Raw genomic sequence first — 26,032 nt, 5'->3', positions numbered from 1 at the left:
AGTAACTTGTTGATTTTTTTATCATCGTAATAGTAAATATTCACTAAAAAATTATTGACGACTTTATCGTGTCGCAGTAAGATGCACACCGTTTTCGGCGAGTAGCGCAGCCTGGTAGCGCAACTGGTTTGGGACCAGTGGGTCGGAGGTTCGAATCCTCTCTCGCCGACCAAATTTCCTAGCCCTGCTTTTAGTAGAATTTTTCCTTTCTGCCTATTTAATCATACCTACTGATTCTATAACTTAATTTATTATCAGACTGAATACATTAGAGATAAAGTCTCAATGTATTTTTTCTGAATTTATTCAATAAGTATGATAATTAATTTTACTCTTCTGGTCTTTTGTTTAATAAAGAATAAAATAGTTGCTAATTTTTGATATTTTTATTTTTATAAAAAAATTAATTTTATCTTTTTGTTATCTATCAGTGAAGGGAATTCACGTTTTTAATTCATAGCGAAGGAATGCTGATGAAAAAGTATCTATGTTTCTTATTATTGGCTATTTATGGTCACGGTTATGCACGAGTTGGTGTTGGCAAATTATCCTTAAAAGAGGCAAAACAAGAGATCACACAACAGCAACCGGTCGCTATTCCAATTAACTTACAACATATTAATAAAAATAAAATTTATCCCATTGAATCTCCTTGTTTGAATGTTAATTTTGTATTTTTTAATGGTCAGGAATTATTTGCTATATCACTACAGAAAAAATTATCTACCTTAGCAGATAATATTATTGGTCAATGTCTAGGTGATGAGGGGATAAAAATTTTTCTCACCAAAGTGAATCAAATATTTATTGATTCTGGCTATGTAACGACAAAAATTTCGCTACCGGAACAAAGTTTCATTTATGGCATTTTACGCATTGAACTGATCCCGGGTCTTATTTCTGATATTCGTTACGCTGATACAGGTAAAAGCCACTATTCTCTGCGTACTGCTTTTCCGCAAACAACCATTCTTAATGTTCGCGACATTGAGCAAGGATTAGAAAATTTACAGAACTCGCCTTCAACCCAACCAAAAATTACTGTTGATGATGATCCTAATACAGCTAATAGTAGTATCTTAACCATTAATCGACAGAAAAAACGGGCTATTCGCGGCCGACTTTCTGTTGATAATAGTGGTCTTAAAGATTATGCCAATTTAATGATTGATAATATGTTACTGTTTGATAACCCTACACTATTAAATGATTTTTTCTATTTTTATATTAGTCGTGATTTAGATACCGACCATAGTCGTGGGGTTAAAATTGGGACATTCTTTTACTCACTACCTTTTCGGAACTGGCAGTTTAATTTATCAGGTAATTATCAAGATCAATATTCTGCCAATGGTATCAAAACATCGGTCGGTAATTTGTACAAAAGTAGTCGTTCTAAATCATTAACTGCGCAAGCTCAATACTTGATTAAGCGACGTTATGATAGTAAGACTTACTTGAATTTTGGCACTAGTATTGCGACCAATAATGGCTACTTTGCTGGCCAAGAAATGAGTGTTCATAAGCGTAGGGCAACTTATTGGAATGTTGGTCTGAAGCATCAACAATATCTACCACGAGGTGAGCTCAATCTGGCAATGGAATATAAGCAAGGCGCTAATTGGTTTGGTGCCATGCCTTCGCCGGCAACGGATTTAAAAAGACCGCAAATTTTTAATTTTTCAGTTGCTATTAATCAACCCTGGCAAATAAGTAAACAAATTTTTCTTTATGAGGCAACAGCCGCTATGCAGTTAAGTCGTTCGCGACTGGATAGCTTATTAGAGGCTAAAAGCATCGGTGACAGCAGCAGCGTGCGTGGCGCAATGTTAACTAATATTATATCTGGTTCACAAAGTTTGCACATTAAGAATGAACTTAGTTGGTATACACCGTTGCCGGGCCATGTGCTCTATGCGACATTGGATTATGGTTCTGTTTCTGAAGATCGAGCGCGCTTTTGGCGTGATGAGTATTTAGTTGATACATCGCTAGGACTAAAAGGCAGTTATAAACAATTGGGCTATACGATTTTCGTTGGTTTCCCACTAATAAATTCGTCAGATATTAAGCAAGATAATATGATTTCTGGTTTTCGTCTCACTTTTAGTTATTGATCACTTCTCAGGTATTTACTTTAAGTGGATACCTGCCTGATATTAATTTTCTATTTTTATGTTTCATCGTCAGTCATGAATTTATGATTTTCTGGCAAATCTTACCATAATCAAGCAATAATTGTTCATTAATTGACCAATTAGACATGCAGATGAAAATAGTTGTTAATCCTTATTTTGGTTGTATTTTTTAGAATTTATCACTAATAAATTGCAAATTATTTATTGTTTTATCCTATTTTTGTGAATTATAGGTTTTATCATTGTTTCTTGCTTGTTTAAAAAAACAGCAATAAAAGTATTGACGTGAGCGTCAACAATTGATTTATTGTTTAACGTCGATGATAAAAATATAACTAAATTACAATATCAGTGACACTATTTAATAAATTGCTTAAAAAATATAATAAAGTGACAACAGGGGAAGCACAATATGAAAATTTTTATGAAAAAAGCAGGGGTTTTATCTCTTAGTATCAGTTTGATTACATTAATTATTTCTACTAATGTACAGGCAAAAACTTTGGTTTATTGTTCAGAAGGCTCACCTGAAGGGTTTAATCCACAATTATTTGCATCAGGAACAACTTATGATGCTAGTTCTATCCCACTTTATAATCGACTGGTAGAGTTTAAATTGGGTACAACAGAGATAAAACCGGCATTAGCTGAACGCTGGCAAGTGAGTGATGATGGAAAAGTCTATACTTTCTATTTGCGCAAAGGTGTCAAATGGCATACTAGCAAAAACTTCAAACCAAGCCGCGAATTCAATGCTGATGATGTCATTTATACTTTTATGCGGCAAAAAGATGCAACTCATCCCTATCATAAAGTTTCTGGTGGCAGCTATGAATATTTTATTGGTATGGATATGGATAAAATCATCGATAAGATAGAAAAGATTGATGAACATACTGTGCGTTTTACACTTACTCGTTCTGAGGCACCCTTTTTAGCTGATATGGCAATGGATTTTGCTTCTATTTTATCTGCGGAATATGCCGAACAGATGATGAAAAAAGGTAAGCCGGAACAGGTTGATCTTGATCCGATTGGTACCGGGCCATTTCAATTAATTCAATATCAAAAAGATTCACGCATTCTTTATAAGGCCAATCGTGATTATTGGGGAGCTAAACCTAAAATTGATCGTTTAGTTTTTTCAATTACACCAGATGCTGCAGTACGCTATGCCAAGTTACAGAAAAATGAATGCCAGGTTATGGCATTCCCAAATCCAGCGGATCTTGAACGTATTAGGCAAAATAAACAAATCGTATTAATGGAACAACCGGGTCTTAATGTTGGCTATTTGGCCTTTAACACTGAAAAAAAGCCACTTGATAATGTAAAAGTCCGCCTGGCCCTAACAATGGCCGTCAATAAAGATGCCATTATTGAGGCAGTTTACCAAGGTGCAGGCCAGAAAGCGAAAACGCTTATTCCATCAACCATGTGGGGATATAACCAGGCAATTCACGATCACCCGTATGATCCACAGAAAGCAAAAGTGTTACTGAAAGAAGCGGGTATTGCGGAAGGTACCACTATCGATATTTGGGCAATGCCAGTACAGCGGCCTTATAACCCTAATGCTAGGCGTATGGCAGAGATGATCCAAGCCGATTGGGCAAAAGTGGGAATTAAAGCCAACATCGTTAGCTATGAATGGGGTGAATATCTAAAACGTGCCAAGAATGGAGAGCATCAAACGGTAATGATTGGTTGGACGGGGGATAATGGTGATCCAGATAACTTTTTCGCTACCTTATTTAGCTGTGCAGCTAAAGCAAAAAGTATCAATTACTCCAAATGGTGTAATAAAGATTATGAGGCTGTCATTCAGCCAGCGCGTGTAACATTTGATCATAATAAACGTATTGAATTGTATCGACAGGCTCAGGCTATTATGCATGAACAAGTCCCTGCTTTGATTATCGCTCACTCAACGGTATATAAGCCTATTCGTAAAGAAGTGACGGGTTTTGTGGTTGATCCGCTAGGCAAACATCATTTCGAAGTGGTTGATATTAAAAAATAAATTTAATTGTACTGAGTTGATTGTTAATTAATTACTCTATCGGGACTACTGATAGAGTAATAGTTGGCTTTGCTAGTTTTTCAATCAAATGAAATCAAACAACTTAAGTATATTAGTCAACATTTAACAGAGAAATCATCGAATGTGGCAATTTATATTTCGGCGTTTGGGTATTGTGATCCCTACGTTTATCGGTATTACCATACTGACTTTTGCGTTTATCCATATGATCCCAGGTGATCCCGTGACGATTATGGCTGGTGAACGCGGTTTAAGTCCGGAGCGTCATGCACAGATGATCTCACAATTAGGGTTGGATCAACCGTTATGGCAACAATATTTAAATTATGTTTATGATGTGTTGCGAGGCGATTTGGGGATTTCCTTAAAAAGTCGTTTGCCTGTTTGGCAAGAATTTTGGCCACGATTTATGGCAACCTTAGAATTGGGTATTTGTGCCATGATATTTGCGATTGCAGTGGGGATACCTATCGGCGTATTAGCAGCGGTTAAGCGTGGTTCTGTTTTCGATCATACCGCCATAGGTATGTCATTAACCGGCTATTCGATGCCTATTTTTTGGTGGGGGATCATGCTCATTATGCTGGTTTCGGTACATTGGGATCTAACTCCCGTTTCAGGCCGCGTGAGTGATAGTGTTTTTCTGGATGATAGCTATCCATTAACTGGCTTTATGTTAATTGATACCTTGCTGTGGGGAGAAACGGGCAATTTTATCGATACAGTAGAGCATTTGATCTTACCCGCTATTGTTTTAGGTACCATACCCTTAGCGGTAATAGTGCGTATGACACGCTCTTCTATGCTGGAAGTGTTGGGTGAAGATTATATTCGAACCGCGCGGGCAAAAGGGTTAAGCCGAAGTCGCGTTATTTTGATCCACGCGTTGCGGAATGCATTGTTGCCGGTAGTGACAGTGATAGGCTTGCAAGTTGGTACCTTATTAGCCGGAGCGATCTTAACGGAAACTATTTTTTCTTGGCCAGGTTTAGGGCGTTGGTTAATTGAAGGGTTACAACGTCGTGATTATCCGGTGGTTCAGGGGGGAGTTTTATTGATAGCAACCTTGATAATATTAGTTAATCTGTTGGTTGACTTATTGTATGGCATCGTTGATCCACGAATTCGGTATAAAAAATAAGGAAGGCAACTATGTCTCAAGCAATTGAACAACAAATAGATAAGATGCCAGAGCCATTGGCACCGTTACAAGAGTTTTGGCATTACTTTAGCCGCAATAAAGGAGCGGTTATTGGCATGGGGTATATTGTCCTCATGGTCGTTATGGCTTTATTAGCTGACTTACTTGCTCCTCATTCACCTAATGAACAATTTCGACAATTTTTATTGACGCCACCGGTTTGGCAAGAAGGTGGCAATTGGCAATTTATTTTAGGGACTGATGACGTAGGGAGAGATCTATTATCTAGGTTGATGCATGGTGCACGCTTATCGTTATTGGTTGGTAGTTTAGTCGTTATTCTTTCCCTGATTATGGGCGTCTCACTTGGCTTATTTGCCGGTTATATTGGTGGCTTGGTTGATATTGCCATCATGCGCGTTGTCGATATTATGCTGGCTTTACCCAGTTTATTACTGGCATTAGTGTTAGTAGCGGTTTTTGGTCCCTCCATTGTCAATGCTTCATTGGCATTGGCTTTTGTTGCTTTACCACACTATGTGCGACTGACCCGAGCGGCTGTATTATTGGAAATCAATCGTGAATATGTAACGGCATCGCATGTGGTTGGTGCGAGTGCATTACGCCAAATGTTTATTAATATTTTACCAAATTGTTTTGCTCCTTTAATTGTGCAGGCGTCTTTGGGTTTTTCCAATGCTATTTTGGATATGGCGGCATTAGGGTTTCTTGGTATGGGCGCTCAGCCACCAACTCCGGAATGGGGTACGATGTTATCGGATGTTTTGCAGTTCACGCAAAGTGCATGGTGGGTCGTAACATTTCCTGGTTTAGCCATTTTGCTAACGGTATTGGCATTTAATTTGATGGGCGACGGTTTGCGCGATGCCTTCGATCCTAAACTCAAGCAATAATGAGGTGATCTAATGGCATTATTAGAGATAAAAAACCTTTCGGTGCATTTTGGTGAGCAAAGTACTCCTTTTCGTGCAGTTGATCAGATTAGCTATCAAGTAAAAGCCGGTGAGGTGGTAGGTATCGTCGGTGAATCAGGTTCAGGTAAGTCAGTCAGTTCATTGGCTATTATGGGGCTGATTGATAAGCCAGGCCATGTGATCGCCGATAGATTAGCTTTTGCTGGCCGTGATCTATTAAACATGACAGAAAAAGAGCGCTGTCAATTAATTGGTGCAGAAGTGGCGATGATTTTTCAGGATCCGATGACCAGCCTTAATCCTTGTTTTACGGTTGGCTATCAGATTATGGAAACGCTAAAAATTCATCAGGGCGGTAATCATCGTCGCTGTTATCAGCGAGCGATAGATTTATTAACCATGGTAGGCATTCCTGAGCCAAAATCACGCTTTAACATTTACCCGCATCAGTTATCGGGGGGAATGAGCCAGCGTGTCATGATTGCAATGGCACTGGCTTGTCGTCCTAAATTATTGATTGCGGATGAGCCAACAACGGCGCTTGATGTAACTATTCAGGCACAAATTATGGAACTGTTGTTAAGTTTGCAACAACAAGAAAATATGGCTTTAGTACTAATTAGCCATGATTTAGCCTTAGTAGCGCAAGCGGCTGATCACATTATTGTCATGTATGCTGGGCAGGTGGTGGAATCGGGTAAAGCCAGTGATATTTTTACTGCCCCTCGTCACCCCTACACTCAATCACTATTGAGAGCATTGCCTGAATTTGCGGTGAATAAACAGCGCTTAGCTTCACTACCGGGTGTGGTTCCGGGGAAATATGATCGCCCCATTGGCTGTTTACTTCATCCTCGTTGTCCTTTTGTCGGTGAAAAATGTCGAACTGAGGAGCCACAATTGAATGTTATCGCTGATAGGCAAGTAAAATGTCATGCTCCACTGGATGATAATGGGAGGCCAACAATATGAATAAACGTAAGCCATTAATAACTCCCTTACTAAAGGCAACGGAGCTGAAAAAATATTATCCAGTCAAAGGTGGCCTATTTTCAGCGGATAGAACGGTAAAAGCCTTGGATGGCATTTCATTTGAGCTGCAAAAAGGTAAAACATTAGCGATAGTTGGCGAATCGGGATGTGGTAAATCGACGCTAGGGCGGCTATTAACGATGATAGAGACGCCGACTGCAGGTGAACTTTACTATCAAGGACAGGATTTATTTGTTAAAGATAAAACGGCACATAAATTGCGGCGGCAAAAAATCCAAATGGTTTTTCAAAACCCTTATGCCTCGTTGAATCCACGTAAAAAAATTGCTCAAATCCTGGAAGAACCTTTATTAATTAATACCCCACTCTCTGCGATGGAGCGTAAAGAAAAGATATTGCATATGATGGCAAAAGTAGGGTTGAAGGCAGAACATTTACAGCGTTATCCCCATATGTTTTCTGGCGGGCAAAGACAGCGAATTGCTATTGCGCGTGGATTGATGCTTGAGCCGGATATTGTGATTGCGGATGAACCTGTATCAGCACTAGATGTCTCTGTGCGGGCACAGGTATTGAATTTAATGATGGATCTACAACAGGATTTTGGTTTGTCGTATGTTTTTATTTCTCATGATTTATCGGTGGTTGAGCATATCGCTGATGAGGTGATGGTGATGTATTTAGGTCGCTGTGTTGAAAAAGGCACTAAAGAACAAATTTTTAACTGTCCACGCCATCCTTATACTCAAGCGTTATTATCGGCCACCCCTCGGCTCAACCCTGATTTACATCGTGAACGGATTAAATTAACCGGTGAATTACCAAGTCCAATTGATCCACCACCAGGCTGTGCATTTGCAGCCAGGTGTCTACATGCTGTTGCCCACTGTAGCCACTCACGGCCAGAGTTAAATAGTTATTATGGTCAACAGGTTGCTTGTTTTGCTGCCGATTTAACTAATAAATTAGTGGTCACTCGCGACTAATTGATATCTTTATTAACTGAAGTGATAATAATATTTTTAGTATTATTGTCACTTTTTTATTATTAAGCTAACAAGCTTGTATATTAATATTATCAGATGTAGGGTAATATTTAGCTTAAATAAATTAAATAACCCACTAAATCCCTACAGAAAAAAATAAATCAAGAAGGAATTATTTATAAAATGAATAATATAATACTAGTTTGAAAATTATCTTAAATAATAAGAATATTTAAAAATACTTTTATCATTAAATTTTATATTAATTATAATTAATATTTTTATTATAATAATTTTATTAATAATTATATTTATGTTTTTTATTTAATTTGACACATTACCTAATATTTATTTAAGATGTAAACGCTTTAGTCTAAGCGTTAATTTATTAATTACAGGGAATTTTTATATGGGAAAAAATAAAATAAGTTTTATCGCCTTAAGTATTGCTAGCATTCTTTCTTCTTTTCATATTAATGCTAGTGAAAATATTATTATTGATAATAATAAAAAAAGAGATCTGGCAGTAGAAATTAAAAATGGTATTGAACATATTAATATTGAAAAAGCGAATGAAAATGGCATTTCCTATAATTATTATCAAAAGTTTAATGTCAGTGAAAAAGGTGTGGTTATTAAGAATCCAACCTCTTTAACGAACTCAGCAGCAAAATTTATTATTAACGAAGTCACATCTAATGAAAAAAGCTTACTCAATGGTGAATTACGGGTTCAAGGCGATAATGCATATTTGATGGTGGCTAATCCAAATGGTATTGAATGTAATGGTTGTTCGTTTTCCGGTACTGATCAACAGTTACTAGTAACCGGTAAAATTAAATTAATCAACGATGAGGAATCAACATTATTTTCAGAGGGAGGTACTATTCACTATAAAAATGGAGATTTGAAAATTAATCCCTCAGCTGGAGGCAAGATTATATTTAAAAATAATATTAAGTCAGTTCATGATAGAGGAGTATTAACACTTATCACTAATGAAACAGCGATGTCTGATGGTTATCTAAAAGGTAACTTACTTAAAACCATTATTGGCAATAATGAAATTAAATTTTCTCCTAAAGATAATCCTTATCAATATTTTGTAAAAAATAATTTTTCTACCAAGCAAGAGGTTCCAGCTAATTATTCCCTTATTCGTAAAGGTGAAAACGGTAAAATGGATTTATATCGTGTAGCTGCTTATCCTGACTATGTTCACTCGGTTACGGGTCACTTTGGTCAGCTTGAAAATAGCCCTTATGCAGGTTTGTTGATTAACGAAAAAGCAAGTGTAAAATTTGATGAATTGAGCATTACACAAACGGGTGATAGTCGTATTATTAATAAAGGGCAGCTACGCGTTAAAAGGCTTTATGCTAATGTTGATAATGACATTATTAATGAGCAAGATGCTAAATTGATTATTGGTGAAAAACGAAATGATAGATATGAAAATAAGCATTTAAACAAATCGTTCATCAAATCAAAGCTATTAAAATTTGATCATGCATCTTTTGAAATGAATAACTCTGATATGAATATTAATGTTGATTTATTTGAAAATATCAATAGTTATTTAAGTATTAATGATGCAATTGTTGTGGTAAAAAGCAACATGTTTAATAATAAAGAAGATTATTATCAGTATTATCATTTTACAGGTGATAAACCATCATCATATGGCCAATTCTTATTCAACAATTCTAAGTTAGTATTTAAAAGTAAAGAGTTTATCAATAATGCTGGTTTAATGGGTAATGGCCGTTTGGAAATTAATGCTGATTATGTAAAAAATAAAGGGATTATTAAGGTCGAGGGTAAAAAAACAACAAATATTGGGCAATATACTATTAAAAGTGGGGTAGTAAACATAAAAGCTAAAGAATTGCTTGATACATCGGGAAGTAATATCGCAGCTAGTAATGGTTTAATGGTTGATACCCAGCAATTAAAAGCTAAAGATGGTAATATTAAAATTCTTAATAACAAAATTAAGCCTATTGTTCATGTCGCGGGATTAGCTAATATTAATACTAATGAAAGTTGGAAACTTGCTAATAGTAAAAAAATCGATCTGCGTTGGAAAATGTCAACAGAAAAATAAAGTATTTATTTCTATATAAATAAGTTATTAGTCATAGCGCCTACTCCAATATAGGTGCTATTGTTTTATTCAGCAATTAGTTATATGAATGATAAATTTTATTATTAATCAAATTAAAATCTGATCAATATTTAAAATGCAAAATGGATTAGCAGTTTTTATTATTGAAGTTTATTTCTGTAAAAAAATAATAATATTGTTACAAATAATTATATTTTCTTTTTTATTTTTCTTGACGAAAAATATAATACCTATTTAAGATAAAAACGCTTTAGTCTAAGTGTTATTATGTTAATTAAAGGGAGTTGTTATATGAGAAAAAATAAATTAAGTTTTATCGTTTTAAGTATTGCCAGTATCTTTTATTCTTTCCATGTCACTGCTAGTCAAAATATAGTTATCGATAATATTAAGAAAAAAGATCTTAGCGTTGAAATTAAAAATGGTATTGAACATATTAATATTGAAAAAACGGATGAAAATGGTATTTCTCATAATTATTATCAAAAGTTTAATATTAGTCAAGAAGGTGTTATTATTGAGAATACAAATGATGTAGCAGCAAAAATTATTGTTAATGAAGTGACTTCAGATAAAAAAAGTTTCCTCAGAGGTGTGTTAGCCGTTAATGGTCAACCAGCAGAGCTAATTATTGCTAATCCTAATGGTATTAAATGTAAGGGTTGTTGGTTTTCAGGTTCAACAATTCAGCGGTTATTAGTAGGAAAAGTTTTTTATATAGATGAACATTCTCTAGCCAGATTTAGAGACGTGGGTTTTGATAAAGTGCAGACAGGAGAATTACTTTTACCGACTGAAAATGGCGATATTGTATTTAAAGGTATTAATCATGTTCATCGTAGCGAAGAAGGACGTTTAGATCTTATCTCCCGTCATGTTAAGATAATGGATCATAGTTCTCTATCAGCAAATACGATTTATGCCATTATCGGTGATAATATTGTAAGAGTTTCTAATCAGAATAAATTATCCATTATTGGAAAGAGTAGGTTATCAAATCCAATACCTGTTTCCGGTTTAACTATTGGAAAAGACGCAACAATTCAAGCTAAATATACAAATATTATTTTAACAGATAATAATCCAATAAATAATAAATAGTATTTATTGAGGAATAAGCTGGGTGTCAATATAATAGGTAATTTTATTAATAAAAAATGCGCAGTTAGCTATTGGTCATAATGGTAATTATACACAAGAAGAATTTTTGAACTCTACAATAAAAACTAAAAGTATTAAGTTGGACTGTGCATATTTTTATATTAATAAAGGAAAAGTAACATTTTCTCTTAAGTTATTATTTGTTAATTATGATAGCATTATAAATTTTAACAACTAAACTATTTTCCGATATAATTAATTCAGATTATATTGCAGGTAATGATAAAATAAATAGTGTAAATTAGATTTTAATAAATCAATAATAAACAAAAAAATAAGGTTCTCTTTAATTAACAGAAACTTAATTTCAGCTACTGAGCATCTAAAAATAAAATTATTTGTGATATGGAAAATAGTGGAACTATAGAGATTATAGAAACCGGTCTAGTATCAATATCAGTAGAAATACAATAAATATAGATGCTATTAATGTTAATAATGATAACGGTAAAATAAGTTAGCTGACGATTTAACGATTGATAAAGTTAGTTTGTCTGCTATAAATGAGATTATTTCAACTATCGATGAGGAGAAAAAAGGCTAATATTATACCAGTTGATGAAATATCATTAGCTGGAATAAAAAATGCTGAATTTAGTCAAAGTAATAAAGTATTAGCGGGTATGTTTAAATAGTTAACCTCTCATCATAGCGGCTAGGGCTTAGATAGTCGCTATTGTTTTTTCTACTCAATAAACTAATCAATTTCTATAAGAATAATATTTCACAAAATTATTAGAATGAGAATTCTAACACAAATATAGAGGTCAAAATTGTATTAGCCCATTAATTAAACTTGATCATTAGTGATAGATGTTGTTATTCGTTATATTTAAGTAATTTTGTTTATAAATTAACGATTTTATTGATTGTACTACAGTCAATTATTAATATGTTTTATATTGTTTAAGCTGATAATATTAGAGGCCTGTATTAAACGACTATTTTTAACCATAATGTGATTAATAAAATTCGATTTACATCAATACTCTGTTAAAAAACTTAGTGGTGAACCTAAAGGCTAACATGATAGTCTTATGGATCTAAAAACATCACAAATATTATGAGAATTAACCAGAGATCGACTGTCTAAGCCCTGAGGTGGTACTTTCCATAAAAAATAAATGTGGCATTTGATGGTTAAATCCAACAATTAACAACAAGAGGTTTGCATGCAGGGCATTAAAATGCGGTATTTTATTGGTGGCGTACTAATGGCTTTGTCCAGCCAACTGCCGGCAGAAACTTTGCAACCTGATCCTGCCTGGCAGCAGGGTAAATTAGATAATGGCTTTTCCTGGCAACTATTACAAACACCGCAGCGGCCGAATGATAGGATCCAATTGCGATTAGTTATTAAAGCGGGTTCAATGGTAGAAACAGCAAGTCAAAGAGGCTTTACCTATTTGATCCCCAAAATGGCACTATTTCATAGTAAAACCTTAAGCAGTTCGCAATTACAGCAGTTATGGCACAATGCGATTGATCCAGCAGCACCGATCCCGCCGGCGATTGTCTCTTATGATGTCACCCTATATAACCTAAGCTTACCTAATAATCGACCTGAATTACTTAAAGAAGCACTACAATGGTTGGCTGGCTCGGCAGCGGGTGGTCAATTTGATAAAAAATCCTTAATGATGATAACGCAGTTGCCAAAGAATTTGGTAGTAACACACCCAGCTAATGTAAAAGATCCTTTATGGCGGGCGAGAATAAGAGGATCAACGTTAATTGGCCATGAGCCGGGTGCGATGCCAGTTACGCCGGTTAAATTGGAAGAAATCAACAAATTTGTTCAACAATGGTATACGCCTGATATAATGACGCTTTATGTCGCTGGCCATGTAGATAGCCGTACATTGACGGAAAATATTAATCAGGTTTTTTCAACACTTAATGGAAAGCGCTCTATGCCGGTTACTATGGCCACTCTGCCTGTTCTTACACCACAAATAATTAATTTAACCAGCTTAGATCCAGCAAAAGATATTTTATCGCTGACTTGGGATTTTGGTTGGCGAACCATTAACGATTCTGAAATGTTAAAGCGATATTGGCGTGATGATTTAGCCAGAGAGACTATTTTTCGCTCAATAAAACAGACTTTTGACAAAAAATATGGCAAAGCTGTTGGATTGAATATGGATTGCCGTATTCAATATCAGAGAGCGAGCTGTGCATTATTAGTATCAGCAGCGCCTGAAAAAATGAAGAGTGTAACCGAGGGCTTATTAGCAGAATTATCTGCCATTAATAATAAAGGTGTGTCTCGGGCCATATTTGAACAAATAGTACAAGAAAAACAGCAGCAATTAGATCAACTGTTTGCGGCTTATGCCAGAGTAAGTACTGACATATTAATTAATCAGCGTCTGATTTCACAACAGAATGGTGTCATAGATATTGCGCCGGAACAGTTCCAGCGCTTACGGCAAGCTTTTTTAGCAGAATTAACATTAGCTGTAATAACAGAGGATGCTAAACGGTTGGTTGCGCAAGAACCTACCTTTATTTTATCTCAACCAGTGGATAAAAAACGATTAGATATTGCGCAGATCAGGAACAAGTTTAAACAAGTTCTGTGGTCGGCAGTGACAACATCCGCAACGGAACAGGAAGTAAATGAAGGCTCACCTGTTACCCGCGCTAATTAAGAATGGCAAAGAATTATAGTTTAATACTATATGGGTATCATGAATAGGCAGCTTATCATTAAAAATAAATACAGTTATGCGGCAAATAGTTACTGGTGATTAATTTTTTCAGCGGTATTTATGTAACATAATTTTTGGATTTTATTTACTAATATTTTTTCACTAATAAATTATTGAGCGTCAGTTTTATGCTTGCATTGTTATGCAGGTTTATCTGTGGCTATCCAGGCAGCACAAAAAAGAGTCAAACGGGCAAAAAAGTAGAAAAAAGCCATAAGCCCAATAACTGAACCAAATGCTGCACCTGATGGTGAGCTTGCCAGATTAGGCAATACCCAAGTCATAATAGATTTGAGTATTTCAAAGCCAATAGCGGCGATTAGTGTTCCTTTTAGTAGCGAAATGCGACGAAATTGTTGATGAGGTAAGATCCAAAAAATCCATAGAAAGAGTAGATAATTTGCCATAATTGAGATAGTTAAACCAACTATTGTCCAAATTGGACGTAGCCATTCAATACCATCAAGATGCAATAGACTAACCAGTGTTGCTTGTGCCGAACCAGCAATAGAAGTTAATGTTATGGTGATGACTAAGGCGATTAATAAGCCAATGAGAAAAAGAAAATCACGCAAATAACGGAAAAAAATGGATTCATTCTCATCTTCGTTTCTTTTCCAAATATCACCAGATTGCGCTAAAATTGCTTGACGAAGGTTATTAACCCAATTAACACCAGAATAAAGTGCAATGGCTAAACCAGTCAAACCGACGGCAGTACGTTGACGAATAGCTGTATCGATGCTTCTTTCCAGCGTTTGGGCTAATGTTGGATCACTAATGCTTTTTGAAATACCACGGATCAATTTTTCCAATAAATCGGGGTTAGAGGCTAGTATAAAGCCAGTTGCAGCAAAGGAAAACATAAGGACAGGGATCAAAGAGAGAAAAGAAAAATAGGTAATAGCGGCGCCAAATTGATTGCCCATACGGTCATTAAAACGTTCTGCTGCACGGATCAAATGGGCAATAAATGGAATATTACAGATAACATTAACCCACTTCTTTGAATAGGTTAATGCTTTCTTACCACTAACAACACTTTTACTCAACGTGTTTTTCACCTTTTGCTCTCCTTATGCTGCACGGCTATTATTTGCTCAAAGTTATTTTTAAGCATGGCCTATTTTTATCTAAATCCGTTTAATTTGCCGATGATTTATTTGCTTGCTTTCAATGTTTCCTCTGCCTGACGAAGTTCAGTTTTGGCTTGTTGTAGTTTTTGTTGCTGCTTACTAATTTTATTCTTATCGCCTTTTGTTTGCGCGGCTTTTAAGTCAACTTCACGTTCTTTGACTTTTAAGCGTTTTTTCTCAACTTCATTTTTATTTTTTTGATACACAGATTCAGATGTACAATTATGTTGTAAATTTTTTAACGCTTTTTCTAATCCATCAAGGCGATGTTTATTACCATGTTTTTTAGCATATTCGATTTCGGTCTGTAATTTTTGTTTTTTTATTTCACAGAGATTTATTTGTTGGCTAGCATATACTGAGTAACTAGCAAGCATAACCCCAATACAACATATTGATAATGGTATTTTTCTCATCTTACATTCACCTTTTTATTGTTAATAGTCTATTTAGCATAATGCTATAAAGGCATTATGTCATTATTAGTGATTAATATTACTATGATAAAATGTGCGGTAATATAAGCCGCATAATGGCTATATTTTTAGCTCTCATAAAATAGTTTTCTACATTAAATGGTAATAAATTTATGTTAAGTTATCGTCACAGTTTCCATGCAGGTAATCACGCTGATGTGTTAAAGCATATTGTACAAAGTTTGATTATTGAGTCCCTTAAGGAAAAAGAAACGCCTGTTCTTTATCTTGATACCCACGCTGGAGCTGGTCGTTATCAATTAACAACTAAGCATGCTGGTAAGACGGAAGAATATCGTGAGGGAATTGCGCGTTTATGGCAAAGAGATGATTTGCCGACAGTATTAGCTCCTTACCTAGCAGTAATGACTAAACTTAATGCTAAAGGTGAGCTTCATTATTATCCAGGATCGCCATTATTGGCTAAGTTTTTGTTACGCGAACAGGATAAATTGGTATTGACTGAATTACATCCTAGTGATTATCCCTTACTGCGATCAGAATTTGCAAAAGATAAGCGAGCACAAGTTTTACGCCAAGATGGCTTTCAACAGTTAAAATCTAAGTTACCGCCATCAAGTCGTCGAGGCATTATTTTGATTGATCCATCTTACGAATTAAAATCAGATTATCAGTCCGTCGTTAACGCGGTTTTAGAAGGTTATAAACGGTTTGCTACAGGAATTTACGCTATTTGGTATCCAGTAGTTTTGCGCCAGCAAGTTAAGCGAATGATCCAAGGACTGCAAAATAGTGGGATGCGTAAAATACTAAAGATTGAGTTAGCCGTGCGTCCAGATAGCGATCAACGAGGCATGACGGCTTCGGGTATGATCATCATTAATCCACCTTGGAAACTGGAACAGCAAATCCGTACATTATTACCATGGTTACATAAAATTTTAGTACCAGAAGGAATAGGCCATACCTGCGTAGAGTGGATTGTACCGGAATAAATTTTTTTATTCCGTATAGAGTAGGTTGGTAGTTTTTAACGGGTTCTTAATAAATAGCCTGTATAAGAATGTTCGTTAAACTGTAATTTAATTAATAAAATGGAAATAAATTAACGATGAGTGAACATTATAATTATATTGCTATTGGTGGTGGTAGCGGTGGAATTGCTTCAATAAATCGTGCGGCTATATATGGCCAAAAATGTGCTCTTATTGAAGCAAAAGCTTTAGGCGGGACTTGTGTTAATGTTGGTTGTGTACCCAAAAAAATCATGTGGTATGCCGCACAAGTTGCAGAAGCGATTCAAGCTTATGGTCCTGCTTATGGTTTTAATACCAGTATTAATCAATTTGATTGGCAGAAATTGATTACTAACCGGCAAAGTTATATTAGTCGTATTCACCAGTCTTATGAACTGGGTTTGAGCACTAATAACGTTAAGGTAATTAATGGATTTGCACGTTTTATTGATGCTCATACCATCGAAGTTAATGGCAGCAAGTTAACTGCAGATCATATTCTAATTGCTACTGGCGGAAGACCTGCTTGGCCTGATATTCCTGGAGCGGAATTTGGGATAGATTCAGATGGTTTTTTCCAATTAACATCATTACCTCAGCGAGTTGCAGTTGTTGGTGCAGGTTATATTGCTGTCGAATTAGCTGGCGTGTTAAATGCTTTGGGTAGTGAGACCCATTTGTTTGTTCGTCAGCATGCGCCTTTGCGTCATTTTGATCCTATGGTGGTTAAATCACTAGTGGGGATCATGAAAAATGAAGGGCTAACATTGCATACTGAATCTATTCCTAAAGCCGTCATTAAAAATTCTGACGGTAGTTTAACTTTACAGTTAGAAAATGGCAAAGCCCAAACTGTTGATACCTTAATCTGGGCAATTGGCCGTAAACCAATGACAGACAATTTGGATCTTGATTTGGCTGGTATAGAACGGGATAGTAAAGGTTATATTAAAGTTGATAAATTCCAAAACACAAATGTAGAAAGAGTGTATGCAGTCGGTGATAATACCGGGGCGGTCGAATTAACCCCAGTTGCAGTAGCGGCTGGCCGTCGATTATCCGAACGTCTATTTAATAATAAACCTGATGCGTTTCTGGATTATACCAATATACCTACAGTGGTATTTAGTCATCCACCAATAGGTACAGTGGGTTTTACCGAACCACAAGCAAAAGAAAAATTTGGTAGCGATAAAATTAAAGTATATCAATCTTCTTTTGTTTCAATGTACACAGCGGTAACGGCTCATCGTCAACCTTGCCGTATGAAGTTAGTTTGTGTTGGTGAGGAAGAGAAAATTGTCGGTATTCATGGTATCGGTTTTGGCATGGATGAAATCTTACAAGGTTTTGCCGTTGCTTTGAAAATGGGCGCCACTAAACAAGATTTTGATAATACCGTGGCAATTCATCCAACGGCAGCAGAAGAGTTTGTTACTATGAAATAATCCCTGTCTTGTTAGTGGTTATTTTCATTGATAAATTTTCTAAATGATGTGTGAATGCAATATCCTATAAATCAGAAGTTGGCATTTTTCACCAACTTCTGAAGGCTAACCGTTAACTCCGTACAAAGGCCAATAATTCAGTATTAATAGTATCCGCATCTGTAGTAGGCATACCATGTGGAAAACCTGTATAGGTTTTCAACGTGCCGTTTTGTAATAATTTCGCCGCTAACGGAGCGGAGGATTCATAAGGAACAATCTGGTCATCAACACTATGCATTACTAAAGTTGGGATAGTAGTAAGTTTCAAATCTTCGGTAAAATCTGTCTGTGAAAGAGCGACAATACAATCATAATGAGCTTTGGCACTGCCCATCATGCCCTGACGCCACCAATTCAAAATAATGCCTTGCGACGGTTTGGCATTTGGTCGATTGTAACCATAGAATGGTCCAGCCGGGAGGTCATAATAGAATTGTGCACGATTAGCGGCTAACTTAGCCTGCATATCATCGAAAACAGATTTAGCTAATCCTTTCGGGTTATTGTTGCTCTGTATCATGATTGGAGTAACCGCGCTAATAAGCACTGCTTTAGAAACATGATCTTCACCATGTCGAGCGATGTAGTGAATAACTTCACCACCTCCAGTGGAATGGCCTACATGAATAGCTTTCTGTATGCCAAGATGGTTCACTACAGCGGCAACATCATCAACGTAATGATCCATATCATGTCCATCCCAGACTTGGCTGGAACGCCCATGGCCGCGACGATCATGCGCAACCACACGGAAACCTTGTGCTAAGAAAAATAACATTTGGTTATCCCAATCGTCAGAACTTAATGGCCAGCCATGATGGAAGAAGATCACTGGAGCATCGTGTGGCCCCCAGTCTTTATAGAAAATTTCAACTTTATCTTTTGTTGTTATATATCCCATGCCTAATCCTTATACTTGTTTGTGGTTTTAATCAAAAATAGCTTGATTATTTGGCTAATTTTTATGTAGTTTCAGGTGTCTTGGATAGTAGCCTAATAAAAGTTTGGCTTTTGAAAAGATACTAGCTAAGTATGGCAAGATTTAATTTCAGCGTAGTTTAAGCGCGTTCCTGGTTGGCTAAAACCGTACTTAAATAATTTTAATAATAGCTTACTTAAGATAAGTTTCTAATATAGAAAGGGTTTATCTTTATTAAAAGATTGATCATCTAATTATATATGTTATGTGGCTATTTAATTGCTTACAAATATAAATAAATAAAATTTTTTATTTTAATCGGTGTAAACGATGTCGCATTAATTACTTAATATCTTGATCATCAATAGCAAATTATTTTTTAGTCTTATTTTTATAAGCTATCTTAGATTAGTCCAGAATAACCCAATATTATTGTTGATTATATTTTTTATCTAGCGCTTATAATAAAATTTATGTTAATAAATATAATCTATTTTGTTACTTGTCATTGCTTTTATTTGATTCTAACCAATTGGCTACATAATCGGCGATCTGTTCAGGAGAGTTAATATCCAATTGTAGAAGTTGGGTAGTCTGTTTGTTATCACTTGCAACTGCTATTACGTGTTGATCCAAAATATCCACAAAGGGACGGTTAGTTGTCGTTCGGTATAGCGCAATTTTAGGAATACTTTCTTCTTTAAATCCTTCAACTAAAATTAAATCGGTCTGTTGTGGATCAAATTGATTGGCTAAATAAGTTAAATCAAGGGTAGCGTTTTCTGGTGTTTCTGTCATTAATGCCCAACGTTGCTGACAGGCAATTAATGTTTGCTTGGCGCCGGCCTGGCGTAATTGGTAACTATCTTTATTAGGTTTATCAATGTCCATGTCGTGATGGGTATGTTTGATGATCCCAACTTGAATATTCTTTTTACCAAGTAAAGGAATAACTTTCTTTAATAGCGTTGTCTTACCTGTGCCACTATAAGCCGTTATTCCCAGTAGTGGGATTACATTTTTATTTATCATTTGTTTGCTGTTGCTCCCATTGATAGCATTCTGCCAATGTATTGAGATTAACAAAATTTTTGCCATCCTGAACAAAATTTACTGCGGAAGCGCAAATTTTTTCCATAAAAGACATTACCTTATGCTGATGCTTGAATAAATTTTCTTCTAGTGCCGGAATAACAGAACGATGGAGTAATGCAAAAGTTGGATGGTTTGAACCGGCACTAGTGACATAACTGCCCACATTTTCTTTGCGGCCTTGCCAAAGTTTTATCACTAGGTTATCGGGAAAATCAGGAACATCACAAGGTACAAAAACGACCCAAGATGTTTGAGCGGCATAAAGAGATGCTAACATGCCAGCTAGAGGGCCAGCAAAATCGACTATGGTATCAACAATGACAGGGTATCCTGCTTGTTGATATTCGGTAATATTTCGATTGGCATTAATGAGTAGATAATCAACTTGTGGCAACAGTTTTGAAATTGCATATTGGTAAAGGGGTTTGCCTACAATCTGGATTTGCCCTTTATCGCACCCATTCATTCGACGGGCTTGTCCACCTGCTAATATTACGCCAGTAATGCCAATTTTAACCATACTCAATTTACCTATCATGCTGAAGTCTTTAATTATTTATTTAATTTGTTATAAAGAACATTTTATATTATGGGGAAAAAGAATTAAATATTCTAATATTATAACGAATTATTAGTTAAAGAATTGGTGGTTTATTAAGAGTATGTTTAATATCTTGTTATTTATATCAATTAAATGGAGATTGATATTCAACATTAGCGGTAAAATAAATTATTGCTATTTTAGACCGGCAGACACTTTCTATTGAAGTACTACTCACGGCGGTTTGATTATTTTTAATAAGATATATCAATATATTAATAATTAATTTTAAGGTAATAACATAAAAAGCAAAAATCACTAGAATTGATTCATATTTATAAACCTATTATTCTTTAATGATACTGATTCTTGTACCACTTTCGCCCATCAATATTCCACTACTACCATCAACATCAAATTGGTAAATCAATCCCTTTTCTGTTAGTTTTATGTTACGTAACTTTATTATTTTTAACACTTTTTCATTATAGAAAACAGCCATGCCGGGTTTTAATCTCTGAAAAGTTGTTTTACGTTTTGGTTGTATATTAAACATAGTAACTTACCTAAAATTATTTTCTTAGAATACTAAACAAGCATCAAATCGATTAAGACTAACTATGCTATTAATTAGCTACAATAATATTAAAACTAATAAAAATATTTTTGTATCAATGTATTTGAAAAATTCATCCTAAATGTTTTTTATAAAGTATATACATAACCGCTTGCATGAAATTTTGAGGACAAATTTAAATACTATAAAAAATTAACATCTACACGATTTTATCTCCAAATTATTTTTATTGATAGATATTTAAATAAATTTCCCAAGTGTTGACGAAATCTTTTAATTAAATTAAAAATTAATTTATAACGTTTAGTGAACAACTATTTAATATTTATTTTTCAGATATCTTGTAATTATAAAACAGTGTATTATTAAGGTAAATACCTAGATTTTAGGTATTGTTATAGATGAAAATTATTAATATAATTGACGATTTAATTATTTTATGGGAATAAATTTTGTTACAGATTGCGCTTGCTCAAATTGATACAATTTTGGGTGATAAGGAAAGTAATTTATTAAAAATAGAAAGATTATGTAAAAAAGCGGCATCGAATAATACGGATATTATCTGTTTCCCTGAATTAGCAACAACTGGCTATTCGCCAGAATTATTACGTACTAAACTATGGTCGCTTAGTGAATCGAATGGTGGAGAAACTGACCAGTTATTAAGTAAACTCTCAACACAGCTAAATTTAACCATTATATGCGGATTTATTGAACGGGGAGAAATTTTAGGCAAAATTTTTAATTCAGCAGGTATTTGGACGCCAAACAATAAAAGTTGGATTGGAACGTTTCAAAAAACGCATTTGGTTAACCATGAAAGAACTTGGTTTACTGCAGGGAATAAGATACCTATATTTGACACGCCAAAGTGCCGTATTGGGGTAATGATTTGTCATGATGCTGGTTTTCCTGAACTCGCAAGAATTCTAGCCTTGAAAGGAGCAGATATTCTGTTTCTTCCCGCTGCCTGGCATAAAGAAAATAAAGATATTTGGTCGATAAATTGTGCCAGTCGAGCTTTGGAAAATGGCATTCATTTGGTGGCTGTGAATAGATGGGGCAAAGAAAAAGATCTCAATTTCTTTGGTGGTAGTCAATTAATAGGAGCACGTGGACAGTCGTTAAAAGTAGCATCTTACAATGATGAAGATCTTGCTTTTTGCGAGGTTGATTTTAACTTACAAGCAAAAAGCAGATTAGAGATACCTTATTTGCGGGATAGGCGGACAGATATTTATTCTATTAGATATTTATCTGAAAAATAGTTGATTCATTTTTTTGTTAAAAAAGTGCACAGTAACCAATATGCGATACTAGCGCTTAATAAAGAATTTAATGATGGTATGCCAAAGTCGGTTGTAGCGCCAACAACGCTGCCTAATAGACAGGATATAATGGCATTCCATCCGACTAAGGGTATTGATGTTAAGCTTGGTAATTCACCCTTTTGTCTAGAACAATCGAGTAATTTACGATTAGTGTGAATGATATAATAATCAATCAACATTACTCCTATAATAGGAGGGAAAAGGATACCGAGAAAAGTGAGAAAAGTGACAAACCCCTCTAAGATACCTAAAACAGATAAAATAGTTCCTATACATCCCAAAGTAATTGTTAGCCAAACGTAAGACAACTTTTTGCCTGTCAGCCCTTCAACAGCACTAGCAACCCCTAATGATGAAGAATAAAGGTTCAAGTCATTAATTTTTATAGCTGATAAAATAACCGTAAGAAGACCTATCCATCCGGCTGTTTGTCCCATAATTGTCACTACATCATGAGTGTTTAGTGCGTGGGCAATTAATATTGCAATCCCATTAACAATAAATTCACCGATGATAATTGAGGTTAATGTCATCCAAAAGACATGCTTACTACTTTGACAATAACGGCTAATATCTGGTGTAGTGAAGGCGCCAGTCATACATCCACCAACAACGGCTGTGATCGCAGCACTTAGACCCATTGCTGTTCCGGTAGGTGTAGTGGTGATTAAATTAATAATATTGTGATCTTTTACTAATAAAAAGAAAATCCAGCCTACTACCAGACTAAATAGGGGTACAGAGATTTTTGCTGTCCAATTTAAAGCCTTAACGCCGAAAGCAACTAACGTTGTTAGCGTCAAGCCTGAGATGATAGCAGCCCAGCTGAAGCCGAACCAATTATTAGTTGAATAATTGAGGCTATTAGCTAAAATTGAATTTTGTATACCAAACCAACCGAGCAAACTAACAGCGATAATTATCCCGACCAGCGCTGAGCCTAGACGCCCAAATCCGCACCACCGAGAAAGTAAACTAATTGATAATCCCTCTTTTGCCCCGGCAATTCCCAAACCCAAACTTAATAATTCTAGTATTAAAGTACCGCATAATGTTGCTATCATTGCCTGCTCAAATGTCATGGCATGACCCAACATTGCGCCGAGCATAAATTGTGATAGTGAGGTCATTTGCCCTATTCTGATTAATGTTACATTAAATAAACTTAATCTGGCATTAAGAGGCACCCTATATAGTGAATATGAAGCATGGTCAGACATATATTAACTCCCTTAATTGTTTTGTATCTGATTTATTTAACAAATTTTATTCCGTTTTTTAAAAATTTTTGTGGAACATATCTATCAAATCCGGTTGATTTACAGTATTCAATGAATTGTCTTAAACAATGTGCGCCCACTTTTTTATAAATGCTCTTCAGATGGACTTCTACGGTTTGGATAGCAATATTTAAGCATTTGGCTATTTCTTTACTACTAAGTTTTTGCTGGGCAAGGAAAACGATATCTAGTTCTCTATTGGAAAAAAGATCATTAGGAGGAGTGAATAAATATACAGAAGGATGGCAGATGTTTATACATAAGTTGGCTAATTCACGTCCGTGGTAAATTGTTCCTATAATTTCACCAGATTCATTATAAAATGGCCGCTTTTCAAAAAAGTAGGGTTTTAATTTTTTTTCTTTGAAATTAAATGAGGTTTGAATGACAGCCTCTTTTTTGTCATTAAAAATTACATTGTTATCATGTATTATTAAATCTGAGGATAATTCAGCCACAGGATGAGGTAATTCGCTATCAAGGATACCTTCTATATTAAAATCGAGCTTTATTCCTAGATGCGTAAAGTTATTAACATAAACATATCTTGAGTTTAAGTCTTTAATTCCCCAGGGATCTTTCTCATGTTTTAAAAATGTGTGCAAGCTACCTAACTGTTTGTCTGATATGGTTTTTCCCATTGAAGTAACCTTTTTATTTTTAAATGGCTAAACCTTTTTATGAAAAAAATGATATCTCCTGTTTTGATTTTTTATTAAATTTTGTACCCAGTATTAATCTTTTTACAATAAGATTACGCTGGCACGTATTTAAATAGTGATTTGGCTGCCTTACAAACGGATAAATACTAAAATGAATAGTAATAATTTCTTCATTTTTTGAATATGATGAAATAGAGATATTTACTAATGTTTGTGAATTTATTTTAAATTCTAAGAAAATATCTGCCGGGCTAGTTTTGTTTTGCTGTAACTTATTTATAACGTAAGTAAAATGCCAATTAAGTATAAAATCAACAAACATTTTTTATTCCCTCATTTTAATAGTGACAATTATCATTCGGGTATAGATTTGTAGGAGATAAAACTTCGCTTGTTAGAGTTTCCGAGCGTAAATATTACTATAACCTAACCAAATTTTCTTACATGAAACAACTGTTAATTAAAGAATTTATTTTATAATTCTCGTATGTGATATTGCTAATGATAGATTTATCATATTGGATGTACTAAAGAAAAACGCTGATAATGATTATTAGCGTTTTTTAGTAACAAAAGATTTATTTTCTATGGATAGGTTGTTTTTAACACAGCTGATGATTAATACTTTTAACAGTAAATAGCGCTAAATATTTGGCAATATTTATTTAATTTAGAGATTTTTTAAGCCACGCCAAATAATTAATATCGCCATCGGTTACTGCTATTACTAACAATTCGGGAACTTGGTAAGGATGGTAGGTTTTAATGTGTGAAAACACTTTATCTTGTAAAGTGATATGTGTTTTGATGAGCATTTGTACTTCAGTTTGTTGTTCTAGCTCATCTTGCCAGCGATAAAACGAAATAGCTTGTGGTAAAAGCGTAACACACGCGGCGAGTTTTTTAACAACTAATTGTTTGGCAATGATTTTTGCGGTTGCCTCATCGGGTGTTGTACATAGAACAATGCGAATATCTTCGTTATTGTGATGTGAAATTGTTTCATTTAAATGCTGTTGCATCATGAGCAATTACCTTTAAAAATTGTGTTGAAAGGAATTAAAACAGCTTTTTTGAGCGAGCGATAATTAATAAAACAAATATGTGTATTAAAAAAATTAGTTATATCTAAATTATGTAGCAAATTCATTACAATATGTTAATTATTTTGCATGTAGATAATGTATGTTAAAACCGTCATTTTTATTCATTATTGCTAATGGAATATAACCAAAATTAATTCGGCTAGGTACACTTATTATAAATATATTTATCGATTAGATAGTTGATATTTTAACTTAA

22 protein-coding genes and 1 tRNA gene are annotated in these 26,032 nt (G+C 34.8%); 13 read left to right on the top strand and 10 right to left on the bottom strand.

The features are described 5' to 3' along the window. The first annotated feature begins 95 nt into the window (after positions 1-95). The 10 genes from LDL57_RS15035 (at position 96) to LDL57_RS14990 (ending at position 14,183) form a co-directional block, all read left to right on the top strand. Positions 96-172, top strand: a tRNA-Pro gene (locus tag LDL57_RS15035). A 301-nt stretch (positions 173-473) separates the two neighbouring features. Further along, entirely contained in the window at positions 474-2,117 is a 1,644-nt protein-coding gene (locus LDL57_RS15030) for a ShlB/FhaC/HecB family hemolysin secretion/activation protein (RefSeq protein WP_225506546.1), read from the top strand. Positions 2,118-2,550: 433 nt separating this feature from the next. Then, positions 2,551-4,161 (top strand): dipeptide ABC transporter periplasmic-binding protein DppA, encoded by a 1,611-nt coding sequence (gene dppA / locus LDL57_RS15025; RefSeq protein ID WP_180560355.1) that lies wholly within the window; start codon positions 2,551-2,553, stop codon positions 4,159-4,161. 142 nt (positions 4,162-4,303) lie between these two features. Continuing rightward, entirely contained in the window at positions 4,304-5,323 is a 1,020-nt protein-coding gene (dppB, locus tag LDL57_RS15020) for a dipeptide ABC transporter permease DppB (protein ID WP_180560356.1), read from the top strand. Between the two features lie 11 nt (positions 5,324-5,334). Then, positions 5,335-6,237, top strand: a complete 903-nt coding sequence (gene dppC, locus LDL57_RS15015) for a dipeptide ABC transporter permease DppC (protein ID WP_180560357.1) — start codon at positions 5,335-5,337, stop codon at positions 6,235-6,237. Between the two features lie 12 nt (positions 6,238-6,249). After that, the gene (gene dppD / locus LDL57_RS15010) at positions 6,250-7,230 is read left to right on the top strand and encodes a dipeptide ABC transporter ATP-binding protein (protein ID WP_225506543.1); all 981 of its coding nucleotides are present in this window, start codon (positions 6,250-6,252) and stop codon (positions 7,228-7,230) included. Continuing rightward, positions 7,227-8,237 (top strand): peptide ABC transporter ATP-binding protein, encoded by a 1,011-nt coding sequence (locus LDL57_RS15005; protein ID WP_225506540.1) that lies wholly within the window; start codon positions 7,227-7,229, stop codon positions 8,235-8,237. The genes dppD and LDL57_RS15005 overlap by 4 nt, the downstream gene beginning before the upstream one ends. A gap of 409 nt (positions 8,238-8,646) precedes the next feature. After that, positions 8,647-10,344 (top strand): two-partner secretion domain-containing protein, encoded by a 1,698-nt coding sequence (locus LDL57_RS15000; protein ID WP_180560360.1) that lies wholly within the window; start codon positions 8,647-8,649, stop codon positions 10,342-10,344. A gap of 312 nt (positions 10,345-10,656) precedes the next feature. Beyond that, positions 10,657-11,466, top strand: coding sequence for a two-partner secretion domain-containing protein (locus LDL57_RS14995; RefSeq protein ID WP_225506537.1), 810 nt, complete (start codon positions 10,657-10,659; stop codon positions 11,464-11,466). Between the two features lie 1,247 nt (positions 11,467-12,713). Further along, positions 12,714-14,183, top strand: coding sequence for an insulinase family protein (locus tag LDL57_RS14990; RefSeq protein WP_225506534.1), 1,470 nt, complete (start codon positions 12,714-12,716; stop codon positions 14,181-14,183). A 200-nt stretch (positions 14,184-14,383) separates the two neighbouring features. Here LDL57_RS14990 and yhjD read toward each other — a convergent pair whose 3' ends face one another. Then, positions 14,384-15,307 carry an inner membrane protein YhjD gene (gene yhjD, locus LDL57_RS14985; protein WP_180560363.1) on the bottom strand — a complete coding sequence of 308 codons (924 nt, stop codon included), beginning with the start codon at positions 15,305-15,307 and terminating at the stop codon, positions 14,384-14,386. Between the two features lie 95 nt (positions 15,308-15,402). Continuing rightward, positions 15,403-15,795, bottom strand: coding sequence for a DUF1090 domain-containing protein (locus tag LDL57_RS14980; RefSeq protein WP_180560364.1), 393 nt, complete (start codon positions 15,793-15,795; stop codon positions 15,403-15,405). 173 nt (positions 15,796-15,968) lie between these two features. On the opposite strand from LDL57_RS14980, the gene LDL57_RS14975 reads away from it, so the two are divergent. Continuing rightward, entirely contained in the window at positions 15,969-16,811 is an 843-nt protein-coding gene (locus tag LDL57_RS14975) for a 23S rRNA (adenine(2030)-N(6))-methyltransferase RlmJ (protein ID WP_180560365.1), read from the top strand. Between the two features lie 116 nt (positions 16,812-16,927). Then, the gene (gene gorA / locus LDL57_RS14970) at positions 16,928-18,280 is read left to right on the top strand and encodes a glutathione-disulfide reductase (protein ID WP_180560366.1); all 1,353 of its coding nucleotides are present in this window, start codon (positions 16,928-16,930) and stop codon (positions 18,278-18,280) included. 112 nt (positions 18,281-18,392) lie between these two features. Here the strand turns inward: gorA and LDL57_RS14965 are convergent, their stop codons facing one another. The 4 genes from LDL57_RS14965 to LDL57_RS14950 all read right to left on the bottom strand — a co-directional run bounded on the left by LDL57_RS14965 (position 18,393) and on the right by LDL57_RS14950 (position 21,433). Then, complete coding sequence (locus LDL57_RS14965) at positions 18,393-19,223, bottom strand: alpha/beta fold hydrolase (RefSeq protein WP_180560367.1); 831 nt, start codon at positions 19,221-19,223, stop codon at positions 18,393-18,395. 516 nt (positions 19,224-19,739) lie between these two features. After that, entirely contained in the window at positions 19,740-20,270 is a 531-nt protein-coding gene (mobB, locus tag LDL57_RS14960) for a molybdopterin-guanine dinucleotide biosynthesis protein MobB (protein ID WP_180560399.1), read from the bottom strand. Then, complete coding sequence (mobA, locus tag LDL57_RS14955) at positions 20,263-20,856, bottom strand: molybdenum cofactor guanylyltransferase MobA (protein WP_180560368.1); 594 nt, start codon at positions 20,854-20,856, stop codon at positions 20,263-20,265. Before mobA ends, mobB begins: the two co-directional genes overlap by 8 nt. A gap of 367 nt (positions 20,857-21,223) precedes the next feature. Further along, positions 21,224-21,433, bottom strand: a complete 210-nt coding sequence (locus LDL57_RS14950; RefSeq protein ID WP_180560369.1) for a hypothetical protein — start codon at positions 21,431-21,433, stop codon at positions 21,224-21,226. A 473-nt stretch (positions 21,434-21,906) separates the two neighbouring features. Between LDL57_RS14950 and LDL57_RS14945 the strand changes: the two genes are divergently transcribed. Next, positions 21,907-22,725 carry a nitrilase-related carbon-nitrogen hydrolase gene (locus tag LDL57_RS14945; protein WP_225506517.1) on the top strand — a complete coding sequence of 273 codons (819 nt, stop codon included), beginning with the start codon at positions 21,907-21,909 and terminating at the stop codon, positions 22,723-22,725. A 5-nt stretch (positions 22,726-22,730) separates the two neighbouring features. On the opposite strand, the gene LDL57_RS14940 is transcribed toward LDL57_RS14945, so the two are convergent. The 4 genes from LDL57_RS14940 to cutA all read right to left on the bottom strand — a co-directional run bounded on the left by LDL57_RS14940 (position 22,731) and on the right by cutA (position 25,755). Continuing rightward, positions 22,731-24,008 carry a purine-cytosine permease family protein gene (locus tag LDL57_RS14940; RefSeq protein ID WP_180560370.1) on the bottom strand — a complete coding sequence of 426 codons (1,278 nt, stop codon included), beginning with the start codon at positions 24,006-24,008 and terminating at the stop codon, positions 22,731-22,733. A gap of 32 nt (positions 24,009-24,040) precedes the next feature. Further along, the gene (locus LDL57_RS14935; RefSeq protein ID WP_225506514.1) at positions 24,041-24,709 is read right to left on the bottom strand and encodes a PAS and helix-turn-helix domain-containing protein; all 669 of its coding nucleotides are present in this window, start codon (positions 24,707-24,709) and stop codon (positions 24,041-24,043) included. 37 nt (positions 24,710-24,746) lie between these two features. After that, complete coding sequence (locus tag LDL57_RS14930) at positions 24,747-25,052, bottom strand: hypothetical protein (protein WP_180560372.1); 306 nt, start codon at positions 25,050-25,052, stop codon at positions 24,747-24,749. Between the two features lie 343 nt (positions 25,053-25,395). After that, on the bottom strand, positions 25,396-25,755 hold the full coding sequence (gene cutA / locus LDL57_RS14925) for a divalent cation tolerance protein CutA (RefSeq protein ID WP_225506495.1): 360 nt from the start codon (positions 25,753-25,755) through the stop codon (positions 25,396-25,398). Positions 25,756-26,032: the final 277 nt, after the last annotated feature.

The organism is Arsenophonus apicola (assembly GCF_020268605.1).
Classification (GTDB): domain Bacteria; phylum Pseudomonadota; class Gammaproteobacteria; order Enterobacterales; family Enterobacteriaceae; genus Arsenophonus; species Arsenophonus apicola.
The sequence above is the reverse complement of the archived record's forward strand: the minus strand, read 5'-3'. Positions and strand labels throughout refer to the sequence as shown.

Excerpts from the sequence above, each read along its gene's own strand:
- LDL57_RS14975 (WP_180560365.1), top strand. The coding sequence starts at position 15,969 with ATGTTAAGTTATCGTCACAGTTTCCATGCAGGTAATCACGCTGATGTG.
- dppC (WP_180560357.1), top strand. The coding sequence starts at position 5,335 with ATGTCTCAAGCAATTGAACAACAAATAGATAAGATGCCAGAGCCATTG.
- LDL57_RS14995 (WP_225506537.1), top strand. The coding sequence starts at position 10,657 with ATGAGAAAAAATAAATTAAGTTTTATCGTTTTAAGTATTGCCAGTATC.
- LDL57_RS14940 (WP_180560370.1), bottom strand. The coding sequence starts at position 24,008 with ATGTCTGACCATGCTTCATATTCACTATATAGGGTGCCTCTTAATGCC.
- LDL57_RS14935 (WP_225506514.1), bottom strand. The coding sequence starts at position 24,709 with ATGGGAAAAACCATATCAGACAAACAGTTAGGTAGCTTGCACACATTT.
- gorA (WP_180560366.1), top strand. The coding sequence starts at position 16,928 with ATGAGTGAACATTATAATTATATTGCTATTGGTGGTGGTAGCGGTGGA.
- dppA (WP_180560355.1), top strand. The coding sequence starts at position 2,551 with ATGAAAATTTTTATGAAAAAAGCAGGGGTTTTATCTCTTAGTATCAGT.
- LDL57_RS14990 (WP_225506534.1), top strand. The coding sequence starts at position 12,714 with ATGCGGTATTTTATTGGTGGCGTACTAATGGCTTTGTCCAGCCAACTG.
- dppB (WP_180560356.1), top strand. The coding sequence starts at position 4,304 with ATGTGGCAATTTATATTTCGGCGTTTGGGTATTGTGATCCCTACGTTT.
- LDL57_RS14930 (WP_180560372.1), bottom strand. The coding sequence starts at position 25,052 with ATGTTTGTTGATTTTATACTTAATTGGCATTTTACTTACGTTATAAAT.
- LDL57_RS15030 (WP_225506546.1), top strand. The coding sequence starts at position 474 with ATGAAAAAGTATCTATGTTTCTTATTATTGGCTATTTATGGTCACGGT.
- LDL57_RS14980 (WP_180560364.1), bottom strand. The coding sequence starts at position 15,795 with ATGAGAAAAATACCATTATCAATATGTTGTATTGGGGTTATGCTTGCT.
- LDL57_RS15000 (WP_180560360.1), top strand. The coding sequence starts at position 8,647 with ATGGGAAAAAATAAAATAAGTTTTATCGCCTTAAGTATTGCTAGCATT.
- dppD (WP_225506543.1), top strand. The coding sequence starts at position 6,250 with ATGGCATTATTAGAGATAAAAAACCTTTCGGTGCATTTTGGTGAGCAA.
- LDL57_RS14965 (WP_180560367.1), bottom strand. The coding sequence starts at position 19,223 with ATGGGATATATAACAACAAAAGATAAAGTTGAAATTTTCTATAAAGAC.
- mobA (WP_180560368.1), bottom strand. The coding sequence starts at position 20,856 with ATGGTTAAAATTGGCATTACTGGCGTAATATTAGCAGGTGGACAAGCC.
- cutA (WP_225506495.1), bottom strand. The coding sequence starts at position 25,755 with ATGATGCAACAGCATTTAAATGAAACAATTTCACATCACAATAACGAA.
- LDL57_RS14950 (WP_180560369.1), bottom strand. The coding sequence starts at position 21,433 with ATGTTTAATATACAACCAAAACGTAAAACAACTTTTCAGAGATTAAAA.
- LDL57_RS15005 (WP_225506540.1), top strand. The coding sequence starts at position 7,227 with ATGAATAAACGTAAGCCATTAATAACTCCCTTACTAAAGGCAACGGAG.